The sequence below is a fragment of the Pseudomonas sp. NPDC087626 genome (assembly GCF_044743405.1).
In the GTDB taxonomy this organism is placed as follows: Bacteria; Pseudomonadota; Gammaproteobacteria; order Pseudomonadales; family Pseudomonadaceae; genus Aquipseudomonas.
This window is the reverse complement of record NZ_JBIUWJ010000009.1, coordinates 18,603-37,926: the sequence shown is the minus strand read 5'-3', so window position 1 is coordinate 37,926 and position 19,324 is coordinate 18,603. Positions and strand designations below refer to the sequence as shown.

At 61.1% G+C, this 19,324-nt stretch carries 15 protein-coding genes; 10 read left to right on the top strand and 5 right to left on the bottom strand.

Annotation, left to right across the window (positions count from 1 at the left end):
• From ACIOVD_RS09770 to ACIOVD_RS09745, 6 genes are all read left to right on the top strand, one after another.
• The coding region (locus ACIOVD_RS09770; RefSeq protein WP_401127338.1) for a 3-hydroxyacyl-CoA dehydrogenase family protein at window positions 1-626 on the top strand (626 nt) is incomplete at its 5' end.
• Window positions 627-657: 31 nt separating this feature from the next.
• Window positions 658-1,833 (top strand): acetyl-CoA C-acyltransferase FadA, encoded by a 1,176-nt coding sequence (gene fadA / locus ACIOVD_RS09765; protein ID WP_095165331.1) that lies wholly within the window; start codon window positions 658-660, stop codon window positions 1,831-1,833.
• 99 nt (window positions 1,834-1,932) lie between these two features.
• Complete coding sequence (locus tag ACIOVD_RS09760) at window positions 1,933-2,169, top strand: DUF1653 domain-containing protein (RefSeq protein ID WP_095165329.1); 237 nt, start codon at window positions 1,933-1,935, stop codon at window positions 2,167-2,169.
• A gap of 114 nt (window positions 2,170-2,283) precedes the next feature.
• Window positions 2,284-4,905, top strand: a complete 2,622-nt coding sequence (gene topA, locus ACIOVD_RS09755; RefSeq protein WP_095165327.1) for a type I DNA topoisomerase — start codon at window positions 2,284-2,286, stop codon at window positions 4,903-4,905.
• A 143-nt stretch (window positions 4,906-5,048) separates the two neighbouring features.
• On the top strand, window positions 5,049-5,570 hold the full coding sequence (locus ACIOVD_RS09750; protein ID WP_095165326.1) for a DUF6586 family protein: 522 nt from the start codon (window positions 5,049-5,051) through the stop codon (window positions 5,568-5,570).
• 140 nt (window positions 5,571-5,710) lie between these two features.
• A complete protein-coding gene (locus ACIOVD_RS09745) occupies window positions 5,711-5,944 on the top strand; it encodes a hypothetical protein (RefSeq protein ID WP_095165324.1) in 234 nt (77 codons plus the stop codon).
• A gap of 107 nt (window positions 5,945-6,051) precedes the next feature.
• Here the strand turns inward: ACIOVD_RS09745 and sulA are convergent, their stop codons facing one another.
• Together sulA and lexA are read right to left on the bottom strand one after the other, a co-directional pair.
• Window positions 6,052-6,525 (bottom strand): SOS-induced cell division inhibitor SulA, encoded by a 474-nt coding sequence (gene sulA, locus ACIOVD_RS09740; RefSeq protein ID WP_159997039.1) that lies wholly within the window; start codon window positions 6,523-6,525, stop codon window positions 6,052-6,054.
• A gap of 10 nt (window positions 6,526-6,535) precedes the next feature.
• Complete coding sequence (gene lexA / locus ACIOVD_RS09735) at window positions 6,536-7,144, bottom strand: transcriptional repressor LexA (protein ID WP_095165320.1); 609 nt, start codon at window positions 7,142-7,144, stop codon at window positions 6,536-6,538.
• A 252-nt stretch (window positions 7,145-7,396) separates the two neighbouring features.
• Here lexA and ACIOVD_RS09730 point away from each other — a divergent pair, with 252 nt between their 5' ends.
• Entirely contained in the window at window positions 7,397-8,104 is a 708-nt protein-coding gene (locus ACIOVD_RS09730; protein WP_095165319.1) for a TetR/AcrR family transcriptional regulator, read from the top strand.
• A gap of 197 nt (window positions 8,105-8,301) precedes the next feature.
• Window positions 8,302-9,312 carry a beta-N-acetylhexosaminidase gene (gene nagZ / locus ACIOVD_RS09725; protein ID WP_159997035.1) on the top strand — a complete coding sequence of 337 codons (1,011 nt, stop codon included), beginning with the start codon at window positions 8,302-8,304 and terminating at the stop codon, window positions 9,310-9,312.
• A 165-nt stretch (window positions 9,313-9,477) separates the two neighbouring features.
• Here nagZ and ACIOVD_RS09720 read toward each other — a convergent pair whose 3' ends face one another.
• The 3 genes from ACIOVD_RS09720 to mfd are packed head-to-tail and all read right to left on the bottom strand — an operon-like array spanning window position 9,478 to window position 16,206.
• A complete protein-coding gene (locus ACIOVD_RS09720; RefSeq protein WP_401127334.1) occupies window positions 9,478-12,168 on the bottom strand; it encodes a DEAD/DEAH box helicase in 2,691 nt (896 codons plus the stop codon).
• 11 nt (window positions 12,169-12,179) lie between these two features.
• Window positions 12,180-12,746: a CsiV family protein gene (locus ACIOVD_RS09715; protein ID WP_095165316.1), complete on the bottom strand. Its 567-nt coding sequence runs from the start codon at window positions 12,744-12,746 to the stop codon at window positions 12,180-12,182.
• Window positions 12,747-12,756: 10 nt separating this feature from the next.
• Window positions 12,757-16,206: a transcription-repair coupling factor gene (gene mfd / locus ACIOVD_RS09710; RefSeq protein WP_095165315.1), complete on the bottom strand. Its 3,450-nt coding sequence runs from the start codon at window positions 16,204-16,206 to the stop codon at window positions 12,757-12,759.
• A gap of 353 nt (window positions 16,207-16,559) precedes the next feature.
• Here mfd and ACIOVD_RS09705 point away from each other — a divergent pair, with 353 nt between their 5' ends.
• The gene (locus ACIOVD_RS09705) at window positions 16,560-18,023 is read left to right on the top strand and encodes a glyceraldehyde-3-phosphate dehydrogenase (protein ID WP_095165314.1); all 1,464 of its coding nucleotides are present in this window, start codon (window positions 16,560-16,562) and stop codon (window positions 18,021-18,023) included.
• 114 nt (window positions 18,024-18,137) lie between these two features.
• Window positions 18,138-19,301 carry a class C beta-lactamase gene (gene ampC / locus ACIOVD_RS09700; protein WP_401127331.1) on the top strand — a complete coding sequence of 388 codons (1,164 nt, stop codon included), beginning with the start codon at window positions 18,138-18,140 and terminating at the stop codon, window positions 19,299-19,301.
• Window positions 19,302-19,324: the final 23 nt, after the last annotated feature.

The window sequence follows — 19,324 nt, the reverse complement described above, 5'->3', positions numbered from 1 at the left end:
CCGGCGGCTTCGCCAAGCTGGTCAGCGCCGGTGTGGACTTCGTGCGCATCGCCAAGATCATGGAAAAATTCGGCTGGCCGATGGGCCCGGCGTACCTGATGGACGTGGTCGGCATCGACACCGGTCACCACGGTCGTGACGTGATGGCTGAAGGCTTCCCGGACCGCATGAAAGACGACCGTCGTTCGGCCGTTGACGTGCTCTACGAAGCCAAGCGCCTGGGCCAGAAGAACGGCAAGGGCTTCTACGCCTACGAGACCGACAAGCGCGGCAAGCAGAAGAAAGTGGCCGACCCCTCGGTACTGGAAGTGCTCAAGCCAATCGTTTACGAGCAGCGCGAAGTCACTGACGAAGACATCATCAACTGGATGATGATCCCGCTGTGCCTGGAAACCGTGCGTTGCCTGGAAGACGGCATTGTCGAGACTGCTGCCGAAGCCGACATGGGTCTGGTCTACGGTATTGGTTTCCCTCCATTCCGTGGCGGCGCACTGCGCTACATCGATTCGCTCGGTGTTGCCGAGTTCGTTGCCCTGGCTGACCAGTACGCTGATTTGGGCGCGCTGTACCACCCGACCGCAAAACTGCGTGAGATGGCCAAGACTGGCCAGCGGTTCTTCGGTTAAGCGTCCAACTTTTGAGCGAGAGTGAAATTTTATGAGCTTGAATCCTAGAGACGTCGTGATTGTCGACTTCGGTCGTACTCCGATGGGCCGCTCCAAGGGCGGCATGCACCGCAACACCCGCGCTGAAGACATGTCGGCGCACCTGATCAGCAAACTGCTGGAACGCAACGTCAAGGTCGATCCGAGCGAAGTCGAGGACGTGATCTGGGGCTGCGTCAACCAGACCCTGGAGCAGGGCTGGAACATCGCCCGCATGGCGTCCCTGATGACGCAGATCCCGCACACCGCTGCCGGCCAGACCGTCAGCCGCCTGTGTGGCTCGTCGATGAGTGCGCTGCACACTGCCGCGCAAGCAATCATGACCGGCAACGGTGACGTATTTGTCGTCGGCGGCGTCGAGCATATGGGTCACGTGAGCATGATGCACGGTGTCGATCCGAACCCGCACATGTCGCTGTACGCGGCGAAAGCCTCGGGCATGATGGGCCTGACCGCGGAAATGCTGGGCAAGATGCACGGCATTACCCGTGAGCAGCAGGATGCCTTCGGCGTGCGCTCCCACCAACTCGCCCACAAGGCGACCGTGGAAGGCAAGTTCAAGGACGAAATCATCCCGATGCAGGGCTACGACGAGAACGGTTTCCTGAAACTGTTCGACTACGACGAAACCATTCGTCCGGAAACCACCCTGGAAAGCCTGGCGGCATTGAAGCCAGCGTTCAATCCAAAGGGCGGCACCGTGACCGCCGGTACTTCGTCGCAGATCACCGATGGTGCTTCGTGCATGATCGTGATGTCGGCGCAGCGTGCCCAGGACCTGGGTATCCAGCCAATGGCGGTGATCCGTTCGATGGCAGTGGCGGGTGTGGATCCGGCGATCATGGGCTATGGTCCAGTACCGGCGACACAAAAAGCACTGAAGCGCGCGGGTCTGAGCATCTCCGACATCGACTTCTTCGAACTCAACGAAGCTTTCGCTGCACAGGCCCTGCCGGTGCTGAAAGATTTGAAAGTGCTCGACAAGATGAACGAGAAGGTTAACCTGCACGGCGGCGCGATCGCCCTGGGTCACCCATTCGGTTGTTCCGGTGCACGTATCTCCGGCACCCTGCTCAATGTCATGAAGCAGAATGGCGGCACCTTCGGTGTATCGACCATGTGCATTGGCCTCGGCCAGGGCATTGCCACCGTCTTCGAACGCGTTTAAGCGTTGCGTTGACGGAAGCCGGGGCCAAGTGCCCCGGTTTTTGTTTTTCTGAAGATTTTTTTGTTTTTTATTTCGACGTATTTGAACGAGGCCCAGAGCATGCCGATCCAACCCGGGCTCTACCAGCATTACAAAGGTCCGCAGTACCGTGTTTTCAACGTTGCACGGCACTCGGAAACCGAAGAAGAAGTGGTCTTCTACCAAGCCCTGTATGGCGATTACGGCTTTTGGGTGCGCCCTTTGAGCATGTTCCTGGAGTCGGTCGAAGTTGACGGCGAGCAGGTCCCGCGCTTTGCTTTGGTGCAGGCCGAACCCAGCCTTTTTTCCCGGCCATAAGCGCAAGTCGCGCAGAACCCTGCGCTTGACCTCACCTTGTTGCCACTATATATAGCGGTGCCGCGTCAGGCGCCAACCGCCTTTCACTTCTCGAATTCAGGAATTTTCTGATCCATGGGCAAATCGCTGGTCATTGTGGAATCCCCGGCTAAGGCCAAGACCATCAACAAGTATCTGGGCAACCAATACGTGGTGAAGTCGAGTATCGGCCATATCCGAGACCTGCCCACCAGCGGTTCGGCTAGCGCCAGCAAAGAGCCAGCCGCCAAGCGCGGCAAGGCCGCTGCTGGTGAAGTGCCGGCGCTGTCGCCTAAGGAAAAAGCGCGCAAGCAACTGGTTGCGCGCATGGGTGTCGATCCGGACCACGGCTGGAAAGCCAAGTACGAGATCCTCCCGGGCAAGGAAAAGGTCATCGAAGAACTGCGTCGGCTCGCCAAGGACGCCGACACCATCTATCTCGCAACGGACTTGGACCGCGAAGGGGAAGCCATTGCCTGGCACCTGCGCGAAGCCATCGGTGGGGATGACAGCCGCTACAAGCGCGTGGTGTTCAACGAAATCACCAAGAAGGCGATCCAGGAAGCCTTCTCCCAGCCAGGCGAGCTGGATATCGATCGGGTCAACGCCCAGCAAGCGCGGCGCTTCCTCGATCGCGTAGTGGGCTACATGGTCTCGCCGCTGCTGTGGTCGAAGATCGCCCGTGGCTTGTCGGCCGGCCGTGTCCAGTCGGTTGCCGTGAAGCTGGTGGTGGAGCGTGAGCGCGAGATTCGCGCGTTCAACCCCGAAGAGTACTGGGAAGTCCACGCTGACCTCGGCACCGCCAAGGGCGCCAACGTGCGTTTTGAAGTGGCCCGTGAAAACGGCGAAGCCTTCAAGCCGCTCAACGAAGCCCAGGCCATGGCGGCCCTGGAAAAGCTCAAGTCGTCCAGCTACACCATTGCCAAGCGTGAAGACAAACCGACCAGCAGCAAACCGTCGGCCCCGTTCATCACCTCCACCCTGCAGCAGGCCGCCAGTAACCGCCTGGGCTTCGGTGTGAAGAAAACCATGATGATGGCCCAGCGTTTGTACGAAGCCGGCTACATCACTTATATGCGTACCGACTCGACCAACCTCTCGGCCGATGCCGTGGCGATGGCGCGCACTTATATCGAAGGCGAGTTCGGCGGCAAGTACCTGCCGGAAACCCCGAATGTCTACAGCAGCAAGGAAGGCGCACAGGAGGCTCACGAAGCGATTCGTCCTTCCGACGTGAATACCGATCCAAGCAAGCTGTCGGGCATGGAACGTGACGCTGAGCGTCTCTACGAGCTGATCTGGCGCCAATTCGTCGCCTGCCAGATGCTGCCGGCCAAATACCTGTCGACCACCGTCAGCGTCGCTGCCAGTGGCTTCGAGCTGCGTGCCAAGGGCCGTATCCTGAAGTTCGACGGCTATACCCGCGTGATGCCGCAAATGGCCAAGCCGGGCGACGATGATGTGCTGCCGGACATGGCCCAGGGCGATGTGCTGAAGCTGATCAAGCTTGATCCCAGCCAGCACTTCACCAAGCCGCCGGCGCGCTACTCGGAAGCGAGCCTGGTCAAGGAAATGGAAAAACGCGGTATCGGTCGTCCGTCGACCTATGCGGCAATCATTTCGACTATCCAGGACCGTGGCTACGTCGCGCTGCACAACCGTCGTTTCTACTCGGAAAAAATGGGTGACATCGTCACCGAGCGTCTGTCCGAGAGCTTCTCCAACCTCATGGACTACGGCTTTACCGCCGGCATGGAAGAGAACCTCGATGACGTCGCCCAGGGCGAGCGGGACTGGAAAAGCGTGCTGGACGAGTTCTACGGCGACTTCAAGAAGAAGCTCGAAGTGGCCGAGAGTCCGGAACACGGCATGCGGGCCAACCAGCCGGTAATGACCGATATCCCGTGCGTGACCTGCGGTCGCCCGATGCAGATCCGTACCGCGTCGACCGGCGTGTTCCTCGGATGCTCGGGCTACAGCCTGCCGCCGAAAGAACGCTGCAAGGCCACCGTCAACCTGGTGCCGGGCGATGAAATCGCCGCGGACGACGAGGGCGAGTCGGAGTCCCTGGTGCTGCGTGGCAAGCACCGTTGCCCGATCTGCAGCACCGCGATGGATGCTTACCTGCTGGATGAGAAGCGCAAGCTGCACATCTGCGGGAACAACCCCGATTGCGATGGCTACGAGATCGAGCAGGGCAGCTACCGGATCAAGGGCTACGAAGGCCCGAGCCTGGAATGCGATAAGTGTGGCAGCGAAATGCAGCTCAAGACCGGCCGTTTCGGCAAGTTCTTCGGTTGCACCAACGCCACCTGCAAGAACACCCGCAAACTGCTGAAAAGCGGTGACGCGGCGCCGCCGAAGATGGACCCGGTGAAGATGCCCGAGCTCAAGTGCGAGAAGGTCAACGACACCTACATCCTGCGCGACGGTGCTTCCGGCCTGTTCCTGGCGGCCAGCCAGTTCCCGAAAAACCGCGAGACCCGTGCCCCGCTGGTGATCGAGATCGTGCCCCACAAGGACGAGATCGATCCCAAGTACCACTTCCTCTGTGAAGCGCCTAAGAAGGATCCGGATGGCCTGCCAGCCGTGATTCGCTACAGCCGCAAGACCAAGGAGCAGTACGTGCAGACTGAAGTCGAGGGCAAGCCAACCGGTTGGAAGGCCTTCTACGACGGCGGCAAATGGGTGGTTGAAGACAAGCGCGTAGCCAAGTAAGCCGGCAGCGCGTTACAAGCAGGCCGCATGCCTACCCTCGGGTGAGCATGCGGCCTTTGTTTTGGGCTTGCGGATGCCTTGTCTGATCCGTGACACTGTCAGGCCAGCATTACGCGTCCTATTTCGTTGTGGAGACTGCCGTCATGGCCTTTGAGCTCTATACCCGCACCAACCAGAAAATCTACTTCGCCGGCTTGTCGCTAGAGGCCCTGGCCCGAGCGGAAGACGGGAGGGCGATGAACTCCCCGGCGCTGATCCAGGCCGGGCGCGAGTCAGCGCTGTTTCACTTGTACGGCGCGTTGCTGGGGCTGTGCCATGAGATCGCCGGGTTCTACCGCCTGCCGCAGGCCAATGCACCTCGGGCGGAGCTCTTGCTGACCCCTGAGGTGCTCGAGACCCTGGCCATCCCAGAGCTGGCGGAAATGGTCGAGCTGGCCCGCAATCGTGAAACCTGGCTGGCCAAGCTGTTGGCGGCCCACACCGCGCTTTTTCAGCCGCCTCGTGCACCGCACAAGCCCAAGGGCGACGTGACGCAACCGCTGATCGTGGCGGTGAGTCTCGATGAGGAGCCTGAAGCGGAGCTGAGCAGGGAAGAACTGGAAAGCTGGCGCCAGAACCTCAAGAGCCTGGCACTGCGTTTCCGTGAAGGCTTGAACGAGTGCTGAAACATCCGGCAGGAAGCTGAGCAGCAAGGGTCAGGGATGATCTCAAACAATGGTTTCGGTTACATGCTGTCGGTCAAGATCCTGAGCGAAGCATCACCGATGCCTATATAATCCCCGCCTTTCGTGGAGAACAGACCTTTATGCCAACGTCCTTTCTAGAAATTGTCGAACTGCCAGACGGCCGAATTGAACTGCGCAGGGCTGAGGACGAGGGTTCCCTGGTGACGCTGGACTTCTCGGAAGATGCCAAGGCGTTCCTGCAAGGCCAGCACGTTGAAGTCGCCAAGGCGATGTTGAGCGTGGGTGTGCAGATGGCTGGGCGCCTGGTTGAAGGCGATTTTGAAAAGGAAGAGGGGCCGCGGATTCTGCATTGATTCCGTCTGTCGGCTTTTTTCGTAAGTATTCTTACAGATCTTCGTTACAGATTGGCTTCTCTGCCCTGGAGAAGCCCTGCGTCTAACGCGTGCGCCCTGGCTGCTACTTAGCCCAATCGAATATTCAGACTTTGTGCATCGCCGATACGTGCGGCGCCGATCAACTGTTGCCGCGCGCTGCTGTTCAGCGGGTTCAGCCAGCTGACAACGGTGTGGCTGCGGCCCAGGCGCAGGGCTTCGCAGGCCAGTTGCTGGGCGCTTTGCGTGCCGCGTGGGTGGAGCAGGAGAATGCGCTCGCGGTTCAGGCCAGCATCGCGCAGCCAGGCTTGGGTCAGGCTGGCTGGAGGGGCGATAAGGGTCAGCCAGCGGGCGTCCTGGTCCTGGCTCAACTCCCTGAGGATCGGCGCCAGGAGGCTCAGGCAGTTCCCGGCCGCACCACGTAGAGACAGCTCGCTGAATGCTTCAGGTTCGGCGCTCCAGGGCGCCTCGACCACGTCTTTGAGGATCGGCGCCAGTGGCTGGGCCATGAACGCTTCGAACAACGGCAGTTGGGCGGGCTGTGGTGTGTGTGGGAACTGCATAACGCCTCCTTTATCGGCGAATGACGCCGACACTCAAGCCTTCGATCACCAGGTCCTGATCTTTCAGGTTCACTTCGATCGGGGCGAACTCGGGGTTTTCGGCCATCAGCCAGACCTTGCTGCCATCACGCTTGAAGCGTTTGACGGTGACTTCATCGCCAATGCGTGCGACGACAATCTGGCCGTTGCGGGCCTCGCGAGTGGTGTGGACGGCCAGCAGGTCGCCGTCGAGTATCCCGACGTCCTTCATGCTCATGCCGTGTACGCGCAACAGGTAGTCGGCGCGCGGATGAAAGAAGGCCGGGTTGATGTTGCAGGACTCTTCGATGTGCTGCTGGGCGAGGATTGGTGCACCGGCGGCGACCCGGCCAATGATCGGCAGGGTGGATTCGTCGGCCTTGGCCTCGAAACCAGGAATACGAATGCCGCGCGAAGCGCCGGGGGTCATTTCTATAGCGCCCTTGCGGGCCAGGGCCTTGAGGTGTTCTTCCGCCGCATTGGGCGATTTGAAACCGAGCTCCAAGGCGATTTCCGCGCGGGTTGGCGGATAACCGTTGTCTTCGAGGCAACGTTTGATAAAAGCCAGAATCTCAGCTTGGCGTGGCGTCAGTTTTAGCATCTCGATCGCTCTGTCTTTTTATACAGTGACTGGGATTATATACAGTGGAATGATCTTGGCAATCCTCCTTTTTGCGGTGACCGCCGGACGGTCGGCCGGCAGTTCGTTGCTGCCGGTGTTGTAGGACTGGCTACAGCCAGCAGCTTGTATGGTTAAATAGCTGACTGAGCATTCCCAAAACGGACGGGCAGACTTGACAATACACAGGCTGAAACGTATGTTTCAAACAAGTGTTTGTCAGGCGGAGTAGCCATGGCCCAGTCGGAAACCGTAGAACGCATTCTCGATGCTGCCGAGCAGTTGTTCGCGGAAAAAGGTTTTGCCGAAACTTCATTGCGGTTGATCACCAGCAAGGCCGGGGTCAACCTGGCTGCGGTGAACTATCATTTCGGCTCCAAGAAGGCCTTGATCCAGGCAGTCTTCTCGCGTTTTCTCGGGCCGTTCTGCACCAGCCTCGATCGTGAGCTGGAGCGGCGTTCCGCCAAGCCGGACAACAAGCCGACCCTGGAAGAACTGCTGGAAATCCTCGTCGAACAAGCCCTGGTGGTCCAGCCACGCAGCGGCAATGACCTGTCGATCTTCATGCGCTTGCTCGGCCTGGCCTTCAGCCAGAGCCAGGGGCACTTGCGGCGTTACCTGGAAGATATGTACGGCAAGGTGTTCCGCCGCTACATGACGCTGGTCAACGAAGCCGCCCCGCGTATTCCGCCTATCGAGCTGTTCTGGCGAGTGCACTTCATGCTGGGGGCCGCGGCGTTCAGCATGTCCGGGATCAAGGCCCTGCGTGCGATCGCCGAGACCGATTTCGGCGTCAATACCTCGATCGAACAGGTGATGCGCCTGATGGTGCCGTTCCTGGCCGCAGGTATGCGCGCCGAAACCGGCGTCACCGACGCCAGCATGGCTGCCGCGCAACTGCGCCCACGCAGCAAGTCGGTACCGGCCGCCGCCAAGGTTTAGCCGCGTATGGCTGGGCGCGGCAGCGGACATCCGCTAAGCTAGCCGCCCATGCCGACTGCCGTTTCAACCCTGTCCCCTGTTTCCCCGACCGCGCTCATTTTGCCGGGCATCGCCTGTGGCGCCGAAGCTGCGTGGCTGCGTTGGGCTCGGGACTTTCAAGACGCGCCGCGCGCGCATTTCCAGATCAAGGAATTTTTATGACTGCTGGCCTGCAAGGCTCGTTGATGGTGGACGTCGCCGGTACCTGGCTGACGGCTGAAGATCGCCAACTGTTGCGTCAGCCCGAGGTGGGTGGCCTGATCATTTTTGCCCGCAATATCGAGCATCCACGCCAGGTGCGCGAGTTGAGCGCGTCGATCCGCGCCGTGCGTCCCGACCTGTTGCTGGCAGTGGATCAGGAGGGTGGTCGGGTGCAGCGTCTGCGCCAGGGTTTTGTCCGGCTACCAGCGATGCGGGCGATTGCCGATAACCCGAACGCCGAGTACCTGGCCGAGCAGTGTGGCTGGATCATGGCTACCGAAGTGCTGGCCGTGGGCCTGGACCTGAGCTTTGCCCCGGTGCTGGACCTGGACTATCAGCGCAGTGCGGTGGTCGGCACGCGCTCCTTCGAGGGTGATCCCGAGCGCGCGGCGTTGCTCGCCGGCGCGTTCATGCGTGGCATGAACCAGGCTGGCATGGCCGCCACCGGCAAGCACTTCCCGGGACATGGCTGGGCCGAGGCGGATTCCCACGTGGCGATCCCTAATGATGAGCGCAGCCTGGAGCAGATCCGCGCCCACGACCTGGTGCCGTTCGCCCGCTTGAGCAAACAGCTGGCGGCGGTGATGCCGGCCCACGTCATTTACCCGCAGGTCGATTCGCAACCCGCAGGTTTCTCGCGGCGCTGGCTGCAAGACATTCTGCGTGGCGAGTTGCAGTTTGATGGGGTGATTTTCAGTGACGACCTGTCGATGGCTGGAGCCCACGTGGTGGGAGATGCCGCCAGTCGCATCGAGGCGGCGCTGACTGCCGGTTGCGATATGGGTCTGGTATGCAATGACCGGGCAGCAGCCGAGCTGGCACTGACCGCGGCGCAACGCTTGAAGGTCAAGCCGTCTGCGCGTATCGCGCGGATGCGTGGCCAGGCGTTCGCCAGCACCGACTATCGCCAGGACCCGCGCTGGTTGGCGGCCTTGGGTGCGCTCAGGGATGCGCAGTTGATCGATTGAGGGCTTGGTTGCGCTTACCGAGTTGAACCCATCGCGGGCAAGCCCGCTCCCACACAGGCAGGTTTGGTGGGTGCTTGCAGGTTTTGCATGCACCCACCAAACCTGCCTGTGTGGGAGCGAGCGCCCGCTTGCGGCTTGCTCGCGATGGCGATCTGTCAGGCTCTGCTAGACCTTCGACTTGTCCGGCAGCGGCGCAAACAGGGCGTCAATGTCGTCGCTCTGCAGCTTCCAGTCACCCGTGGTGCGGCCATCCAGCACGCCGGCGGCGAGGTCGGATTTTTCCTTTTGCAGATGCTGGATTTTCTCCTCGACCGTGCCGCGGGCGATCATCTTGTAGACGAACACTGGTTTTTCCTGACCGATCCGGTACGCGCGGTCCGTTGCCTGGTTTTCGGTAGCCGGGTTCCACCATGGGTCGTAGTGAATCACGGTGTCGGCTTCCGTCAGGTTCAGGCCCACGCCACCGGCCTTGAGGCTAATCAGAAAGATCTGATGCTTGCCGCTCTGAAAATCCTTCACCGGGCTGCGCCGATCCCGAGTCTGCCCGGTCAGCAGCGCGTAGGCGATACCGCGTTTTTCCAACTCCTGCTCGATCAGCGAGAGCATTGAGGTGAACTGGGAAAACAGCAGGATCTTGCGCCCCTCCTCGAACAGCTCCTCAAGCATCTCCATCAGGCTGTCCAGCTTGCCCGAAGTGCTGCCGCGGGTGGGTAGGGCGGCTTCATTGACCAGGCGTAGATCGCAGCACACCTGGCGCAACTTGAGCAGCGCCTCGAGAATGATGATCTGGCTGCGGGCCACGCCTTTGCGGGTGATTTCGTCGCGGACTTTCTTGTCCATCGCCAGGCGCATGGTTTCATAAACGTCGCGCTGGGCCTCGTTGAGGTCGACCCAGTGGATGATTTCGGTTTTTGGCGGCAGCTCGGTGGCCACCTGTTCCTTGGTGCGACGCAGCAGGAAGGGTTTGATCCGGCCATTGAGGTGCTGCAGGCGGACGTCGCTGGCGCGCTTTTCAATTGGCACGCGGTAGTCGCGGTTGAAGCTTTTGACATCCCCCAGCCAACCGGGCAGCAGGAAGTGGAACAGTGACCACAGTTCGCCCAGGTGGTTTTCCAGGGGCGTACCACTGAGGCACAGGCGCTGCCGGGCAGTCAGCTCGCGAGCCGCTTGCGCCGCCTTGCTGGTGGGGTTCTTGATGTATTGCGCTTCGTCGAGCACCAGGATGTGCAGGGGTTGCTGGGCCAGGCGCTCGACATCCTTGGGCAGCAGCGCATAAGTGGTGAGTATCAGGTCGTAGTCGGCCAGGTGATCGAAGTGTTTTTTGCGCGCGGCGCCATACAGTGCCAGGACCTTGAGCTGGGGCGCGAAGTGCGCGGCTTCGTCGAGCCAGTTGGGAATCAGGCTGGTGGGCATCACCACCATGCACGGCCGGTCGAGGCGCCCGGCGTTCTTCTCGGTCAGTACGTGGGCCAGGGTCTGCAGAGTTTTGCCCAGTCCCATGTCGTCCGCCAGGATCCCGCCGACTTCCAGTTCCCGCAGCGATTGCATCCAGCTCAGGCCTTCCAGCTGATAGGGGCGCAGCGTCGCGTTGAGACCGGTCGGGGGCTCGGCGCTGTAGTCCTTGATGTCTCGCAGGCGCTGGGCGAAGGAGCGGATGTGCTCGCCGCCTTCCCATAGCAGTGGCAGGTCTTCCAGTGGATTGAGGCGCGTGGCGTCGGCGCTGCTCAAGCGCAGGCTGGTTTCGCCGGGTTCTTGCAGATAGAACTCGCCCAGGGTCGCCAGTACCGGCTTCAAGCGGCCGAACGGCAGGGCCACTTGGAGCGGGCCCTGCTCGGAGTTGGGGCGGTGGGGAATGTTCACCAGGATCAACTCGTCGTCACGGCGCCGGGCCAGGCGTTCCGGGTTGAGGATTTCGGTATGCGAGCGCATCAGGTTCAGCAGGATCGGCAGCAGACTCAGGCGCTCGCCGTTGACGATGATCCCTAGCTCGAGGTCGAACCAGTCGCGCTCCGGCGCCTCATCGACCGTGGCGTACCAGTCGTCGACGGTGGTCAGGTCGAAACCGAAGTCCTCGTCGATCTCCAGCTCCCAGCCCTGGCTGCGCAGCTTGGGCAGCTCATTGAGGGTGAAGGTCAGCCAGGCGCTGTCATTGACCATCTCATAGAGTTCGCCGGCACTTTCCGGCAGGGCCTTGCTTTGCCGGGTCGCGACCTTGAAGCCGAGGATGCGCAACTGCTCGCGGTAGGTCTTTTCCACTTCCGGCTGGCGTTTGATGCGCAGGGTCTGGTGTTCCTGGCGGATCAGCACGTCGTTGTTTTTCTGCCCGCTGACGTACTCGTCCAGGTAGCTGAATGAGAGTGCCGCGCGGTGCTGGATGTAGCGCTGCATCTTGCCATTGCGTGGCTCGAAGGCGCTGAACGCGACGCTGGCCAGCCACAGGCGTGGCAGTGGTTGCACATTGTCCAGCACCTGCTGTGGCAACGGCGCGGGCGCGCGGTTCTCCAATACGGCCTGGAGTTTTTCCAGGAGCAGGGCGTCCTTGGCGGCGGCCGGGTACTCCAGGGTGTCCTGGACTTTGAGCAGCACCGCGGCGCAGTGCTTGCAGTTGACCCGTACCGGGCAACTGCAGGTGGCTTCCACCAGCAGCAAGGTGCTTTTGGCTGATTCGCGCAGGGTGATGGTCTGGCGGTAGACATTGCCGCCAGAGCCTTCGCAACTGGCGGTGATGGTGCTGTCGCCGGCTTCGACGATCCTGACGCGGTTCTCCAGGGCGTAGCGACGGCCGCGCTCCAGGCTCTGTTCCTTGAATCGACTGACCCAGGAAGGGGCCAGGGGTTTGCTCAGGCTCGGGGACATAGGGACTTCAATCAGTCCGGTACGACATCAGGCGCTTGTTGCGGGGCCGGTGCCGTCAGCGAGGTGATCTTGATCAGCAGGCCCAGGTGGCCGTTGTCGAGAAAGTTCAGTTGGCCATTTTTGGTGTGGCTTTCCTGTTGCAGGCGTTCGCTGGCGCTGACCAGTCCATCGCTGCTGAACTGATTGACCCAGAAACTGGCGTTGACGTCGGTAAACCGACCCAGCTTGAGATCCAGCGTGCCCTCGATCGGGAAGTGCCCGTATTGCTCTTCGCCGTCGCTGATTGCCACTTTGCTCGAGGTCTCGCCGAGGTTCTGCTGCCAGGTTTTATGCAGCAGCACGCTGTAGTCGGCACTGGTGCCAAGCTTTTCCACTTCGGCGTTGAGGGCCGGAGTGCGTAGGCTGTCGGCGCTGATCGACTGTGCCCCGGCGGCCCAGTCCTCCGGCGCGGCGCGGCTGGCCACGGCGGGTACGGCGTTCTGGCGCACCAGGATCATTTCTACCTGGTACAGGCTGTCGGCAAATGCCGTCGGGGCGACCAGCGTGAGCAACAGGGTCAGTGAGCGAAACAGGCGCATGTGGCGTCCTTCAAGCAGTTTTCGGGATGAGGCGCTCAAGCAGTGCCTCTACAGTGTTGAAGCGCTCTTCCGGGCGCTCCATCGGCACCTGGAACTTGAACATCGTGGCGCCTTCGAATTTGTAGCGTTTGGGCTGGCTCTGGATCAGCTTGATCAGGGTCAGCGGGTCGACCGGCGTTTGCGAGTCGAACTCGATACGGCCACCCTGGGGGCCGCCATCGATCTTCTTGATCCCCAGTTGTTCGGCCTGCAGTTTCAGCGCGGTGATGCGCACCAGGTTCTTGGTCGGCTCCGGGAGCAGGCCGAAGCGGTCGATCATCTCCACTTGCAGGTCCTTGAGGCCTTCCTCGTCGGTAGCCGAAGCAATACGTTTGTACAGGATCAGGCGCGCGTGCACGTCCGGCAGGTAGTCCTCGGGGATCAGGGCCGGTACCCGCAGGTTGACCTCCGGACCGCCACCCAAGGGCTGGTCGAGGTTCGGTTGCTCGCCCTTGCGGATCGACTTCACGGCCCGTTCGAGCATTTCCATGTACAGGGTAAAGCCGACGGCCTGGATCTGCCCGCTCTGGCCGTCGCCCAGCAGTTCGCCGGCGCCACGGATTTCCAGGTCGTTGGTGGCCAGCACAAAACCGGCGCCGAGGTCCTGGGTATTGGCGATGGCTTCCAGGCGTTTTTCCGCGTCCGTGGTGATTTGCTGGCGCGGCGGTGTCAGCAGGTAGGCGTAAGCCTGGTGGTGACTACGTCCGACGCGGCCGCGTAATTGGTGCAACTGCGCCAGGCCGAACTTGTCGGCCCGCTCGATGATGATGGTGTTGGCGCTCGGCACGTCGATGCCGGTCTCGATGATGGTCGAGGCGATCAGCACGTTGAAGCGCTTGTGGTAGAAGTCGCTCATCACCTGTTCGAGTTCGCGTTCACGCATCTGCCCGTGGCCGATGCCGATCCGTGCTTCCGGCACCAGTTCGGCGAGGTCGGCGGCGCATTTCTCGATGGTCTTCACATCGTTGTGCAGGTAGTAGACCTGGCCGCCGCGCAGCAGCTCGCGGAGCAAGGCTTCTTTGACCGTGCTCTTGTTCTGCTCCATGACGAAGGTGCGTACCGACAGGCGTCGCGCCGGTGGCGTGGCGATGATCGACAGGTCGCGCATGCCCGACACTGCCATGTTCAGCGTGCGCGGAATCGGCGTGGCGGTCAGGGTCAGGATGTCGACTTCGCTGCGCAGGGCCTTGAGTTGTTCTTTCTGCCGTACGCCAAAGCGGTGCTCTTCGTCGATGATCACCAGCCCGAGGTTTTTGATCTTTACGTCGTCCTGCAGCAGCTTGTGGGTGCCGATGACGATGTCGATCTTGCCCTCGGCCAGGTCGGCCACTGCGGCATTGACCTCCTTGGTCGACTTGAAGCGGCTCATCACCTCAACGGTCACCGGCCAGTCGGCGAAGCGATCGCGAAAGCTGTTGTAGTGCTGTTGGGCGAGGAGGGTGGTCGGCACCAGGATCGCCACCTGGCGACCGCCGTGCACGGCGATGAAGGCGGCGCGCATCGCCACTTCGGTCTTGCCGAAACCGACATCGCCGCAGACCAGGCGATCCATCGGCTTGGGGGCGAGCATGTCGGCGCGCACGGCGTCGATGGTGGTTTGCTGGTCCGGGGTTTCTTCGAACGGGAAGCCGGCGCTGAAGGTTGCGTAGTCGGCTTTCGGGTCGGCGAACGCATAACCTTCGCGGGCGGCGCGACGGGCATAGATGTCGAGCAGCTCGGCGGCGACGTCGCGCACCTGTTCGGCGGCTTTGCGCTTGGCTTTCTGCCAGGTTTCGGAGCCCAGGCGATGCAACGGGGCCAGGGCGTCGTCGCTGCCGGTGTAGCGGGCGATCAGGTGCAGGTTGGCCACCGGCACATACAACTTGGCGCCCTCGGCGTATTCAAGGGTAAGGAATTCGGCGGCCTGGTTTTCGATCTCCAGGGTTGCCAGGCCCAGGTAGCGGCCGACCCCATGGTCGATGTGCACCACCGGCGCGCCTTCACGCAGCTCGGTGAGGTTCTTGATCACCGCGTCGTTGTTGCCGTCGGCGCGTTTCTCCCGGCGCCGACGCTGCATCACGCGCTGACCGAACAGCGGGCTTTCGGCAATCAGGGCCAGGGCCGGGTCGTCCAGTAACAGGCCTTCGTCGAGTGGGGCGATGGTGATCGCCAAGCGTTCTTTGCCAGCGACGAAGTCCGGCCAGCTGTCGACGGTTTTCGGCCGCAGCTTCAGGCGTTCCAGCAACTCCAGCAGCACCTCGCGGCGCCCCGCCGATTCAGCGGTGAACAGCACGCGGCCGGGGAACTGGTCGAGGAAACCGGCCAGGGCTTCCAGTGGCTGGTTGGCTTTGGCTTCGATCGCCAGGTTAGGCAGCGCCTGGGCCGGGAAGCGCTCGCGGCCGACCCCGGTTTCGACGTCCTGTTGGCTGGCCACCACGCGCGGCCAGTTTTTCAGGCGGGCAAAACAGTCTTCCACCGGCAGGAACAGTTCGGCAGGCGGCAATAAAGGTCGCGCAGGATCGACGCGGCGCTCTTCGTAGCGATTGCGCACGTCGTTCCAGAAATTCTCCGCAGCCTGTTCGATGCCCGGCAGGGAGAACACCTGGGTGTCCTGCGGCAGGTAGTCGAACAGGGTCGAGGTTTCGTCGAAGAACAGCGGCAGGTAGTACTCGATACCGGCCGGGGTGATCCCGCTGCTCAGGTCCTGGAAGATCGGGCAGCGCCGGAAGTCGACATCGAAGCGTTCACGAAAGCGGGCCTTGAAGCGCGTGACTGCATCTTTCTGCAGCGGAAACTCGCGGGCCGGCAGCAGCTTGACCGATTCGACCTTGTCGATGGAGCGCTGGTTTTCCGGATCGAAGGTGCGCAGGGTCTCGATTTCGTCATCGAACAGATCGATGCGATAGGGCAGTTTGCTGCCCATCGGGAACAGGTCGATGAGCGAGCCGCGCACAGTGAATTCGCCATGTTCGTACACGGTGTCGACGTATCGATAGCCGGTGGCTTCCAGGCGGGTGCGCATTTGCTCGACGTCGAGCTTCTGGCCGATATCCAGCACCAGGCTGCTGCCCAGCAGGAACTTGGTCGGCGCCAGGCGATGCAGGGCGGTGGTGATCGGCACCACCAGCACGCCATGGCTCAGCTCGGGCAGGCGATAGAGGCTGGCGATGCGCTGGGAAATGATGTCCTGGTGCGGGGAAAACAGATCGTAGGGCAGGGTTTCCCAGTCAGGGAAATGCAGCACCGGCAAATCGGGGGCGAAGAAACTCAGCTCCTGTTCCAGCCTCTCAGCGCTTTGGCTGTCGGCGGTCAGTAGCAGGGTAAAGCGCTTGGCAGCGCTGGCGGCCTCGGCAATGGCCAGGCTCAGGGCGGCACCGGGCAGATTGCCCCAGTGCTGTTTACCTGCCGCGGCAGGGAGAAGCGGTAGACGCAGAACGGGCACGGAAGGTTGAGCTCCAAGCGTTGCGACAAAGTCGGTAATTGTAACGGTCCCGGGTGCCGCCTGTCAGTTGCAGACTGTGTCTATTACACAGGTTGGGCGAAATGTAGTGGTAATCACAAAATCCAGCGCTTTTTTAGTGATTATGTAGTGACAAAAGGAGCGAGTGTTACGGAGGGTTACAGACAAGACAGCGCTGTCTATGAAAAATGGGGTGTGCTGCAGGCCACGGTTTTACTGGGCTTCAGCGGGGTCGATTTTTTTTCAGGGGAAAATTGTTACTGTCTGCACGACAAGCGCGCATTGCTACGGGAGGGAGTCGGCGGCATAATGTAGCCCCTTTTTTCTGCCCCTACATGTGGAAGGTTACCGTGACTCAGAAGCCCGACCAGTGTCTTGGTGAATGGATCGACCGTGAAGCACTCGCAGAAGCGATGATTCCGCTGATCGGCCAGCTCTACCGCAATAACAACGTGGTGAGCTCGATCTATGGCCGCAGTCTGATCAACCAGTCTGTCATCGCGATTCTCAAAGCTCACCGCTTTGCTCGCCACCGTTCTTCCGACGACAGCGAACTCTCCGTCCACGAAACATTCCCACTGCTTAAAGCCATGAGCGAGCTCAAGCTCGGCGCGGCTTCGGTAGACCTGGGCAAGTTGGCGTTCAAATTCCGCAACGAAGGCAATGGCCGCAGCGCCGAGCAGTTCGTACGTGAAGAAATGGCTGACGTGGTTGGCCAGCAAAACGCTTCGGCCCGCAAAGGCACCGACGTTGTCCTGTACGGCTTCGGTCGCATCGGCCGTCTGCTGGCCCGCATCCTGATCGAAAAAACCGGTGGTGGCGACGGCCTGCGTCTGCGCGCCATCGTGGTGCGCAAAGGCGCCGAAAACGATCTGGTGAAACGCGCCAGCCTGCTGCGTCGCGATTCGGTCCATGGTTCGTTCAACGGCACCATTACCATCGACGAAGAAAACAACACCATCACCGCCAACGGTAACCTGATCCAGGTTATCTACGCCAAGAACCCAACTGAGGTGGACTACACCCAGTACGGCATCAAAGACGCGCTGCTGGTGGACAATACCGGTGTATGGCGTGACGCCGATGGCCTGGGTCAGCACTTGGCGTGCCCGGGTATCGACCGCGTGGTCCTGACCGCGCCGGGCAAAGGCAAGCTGAAGAACATCGTTCACGGCATCAACCACGGTGAAATCACCGCTGACGACAAGATCGTGTCCGCCGCTTCCTGCACCACCAACGCCATCGTGCCGGTGCTCAAGGCAGTGAACGACAAGTTCGGCATCATCAACGGTCACGTTGAAACCGTTCACTCGTACACCAACGACCAGAACCTGATCGACAACTTCCACAAAGGCGATCGCCGTGGTCGTAGCGCTGCGTTGAACATGGTTATCACCGAGACCGGTGCTGCTACCGCCGCTGCCAAGGCCCTGCCTGAGCTGGCTGGCAAGCTGACCGGCAACGCGATCCGTGTACCGACGCCAAACGTGTCGATGGCCATTCTCAACCTGAACCTTGAGAAAGCCGCTACCCGTGAAGAGATGAACGAGTACCTGCGCTACATGGCGCTGCACTCCGATCTGCACAAGCAGATCGACTACGTCAACTCGCAGGAAGTGGTGTCCACTGACTTCGTTGGCTCGCGCCACGCCGGTGTGGTCGACGCTGAAGCCACCATCACCCAAGACAACCGCGTTGTGCTGTACGTTTGGTACGACAACGAATTTGGTTACAGCTGCCAGGTAGTTCGCGTGATGGAAGACATGGCCGGGGTCAACCCGCCAGCATTCCCGCGCTAAGCCTTAGCTGCAGATAAAAACGCCCCGACAGTGTCGGGGCGTTTTTGTATGGTGAGAGGCAAAATGCTAGGTTGGGCGACTTCCGCCCCCGACAGAATACTGAGGACGACTTTGATGCGCCTGATCCGACTGCCCTGTACCGCCTTGCTTGCACTGGCTTGCGCCGCTTCTTTCGCGCCGCTCACCGTGGCGAGTACCGAGCGCCCGGCGATCGACGGTGTGGTGCAAGAGGCTGCACAAACGCTGATGCAGCAGTACAACATTCCCGGGCTGGCTATTGGGCTGTCCGTAGGCGGCCAGCAGCGCTTCTACAATTTTGGCGTGGCTTCCAGGGACACGCAGCGCAAGGTCGGCAGCGACACGTTGTTCGAGATCGGTTCGATCAGCAAGACCTTCACCGCCACCCTGGCGACCTACGCACAAGTCAATGGCCAGCTCTCGCTCGCCGACCACCCGGGCAAGTACCTGCCACAACTGCTCGGCAGCCCGTTCGACCAGGTGTCGCTGCTGAACCTGGCGACCCATACCGCAGGCGGCTTCCCGTTGCAGGTGCCGGATCAGGTGCAGGACCACCAACAGTTGCTGGAATACTTCAAGGCCTGGCAGCCGTCCTATGCGCCAGGTGCCCAGCGCACTTATGCCAATCCGAGTATTGGCGCGTTGGGCATGATTACCGCCATCAGCATGAACGTGCCTTACGCCCAGGCGCTGGAGGGTCAATTGTTTCCCGGGCTGGGCATGGCTAACAGCTACATCAACGTACCGCCGGGCAAGCAGGCGCTCTACGCCCAGGGCTACAACAAGCAGGACGCGCCCGTCCGGTTGAACTCCGGGGTGCTGGGTGATGAAGCCTATGGGGTGAAAACCTCTTCTGGCGATCTGCTGCGGTTTGTCGAAGCCAACCTGGGCGTAACCAAGGTCGCGGCAAACTTGCGCACTGCATTGCTGGAAACCCACAAGGGCTATTTCCAGGTGGGCGCCATGACCCAGGATCTGATCTGGGAGCAGTACGACTATCCCGTAGACCTCGAGACGCTGATCGAGGGTAATGGCGACAAGATGATCTACGACAGTCACGTCGTTAGCGCAATCAACCCGCCCCAGCCACCCAGGGCAGCTGCCTGGATCAACAAGACGGGATCGACGGGCGGGTTCTCGGCTTATGTGGCCTTTGTACCCGAGAAGAAGCTGGGCATTGTGGTGCTGGCGAACAAGAGTTATCCCAATGAAGCGCGAGTGCGCTTGGCGTATCGGATCTTCAGTGAGCTGGAGCGCTGAAGAAGATACGGCAGGGCGCCTTT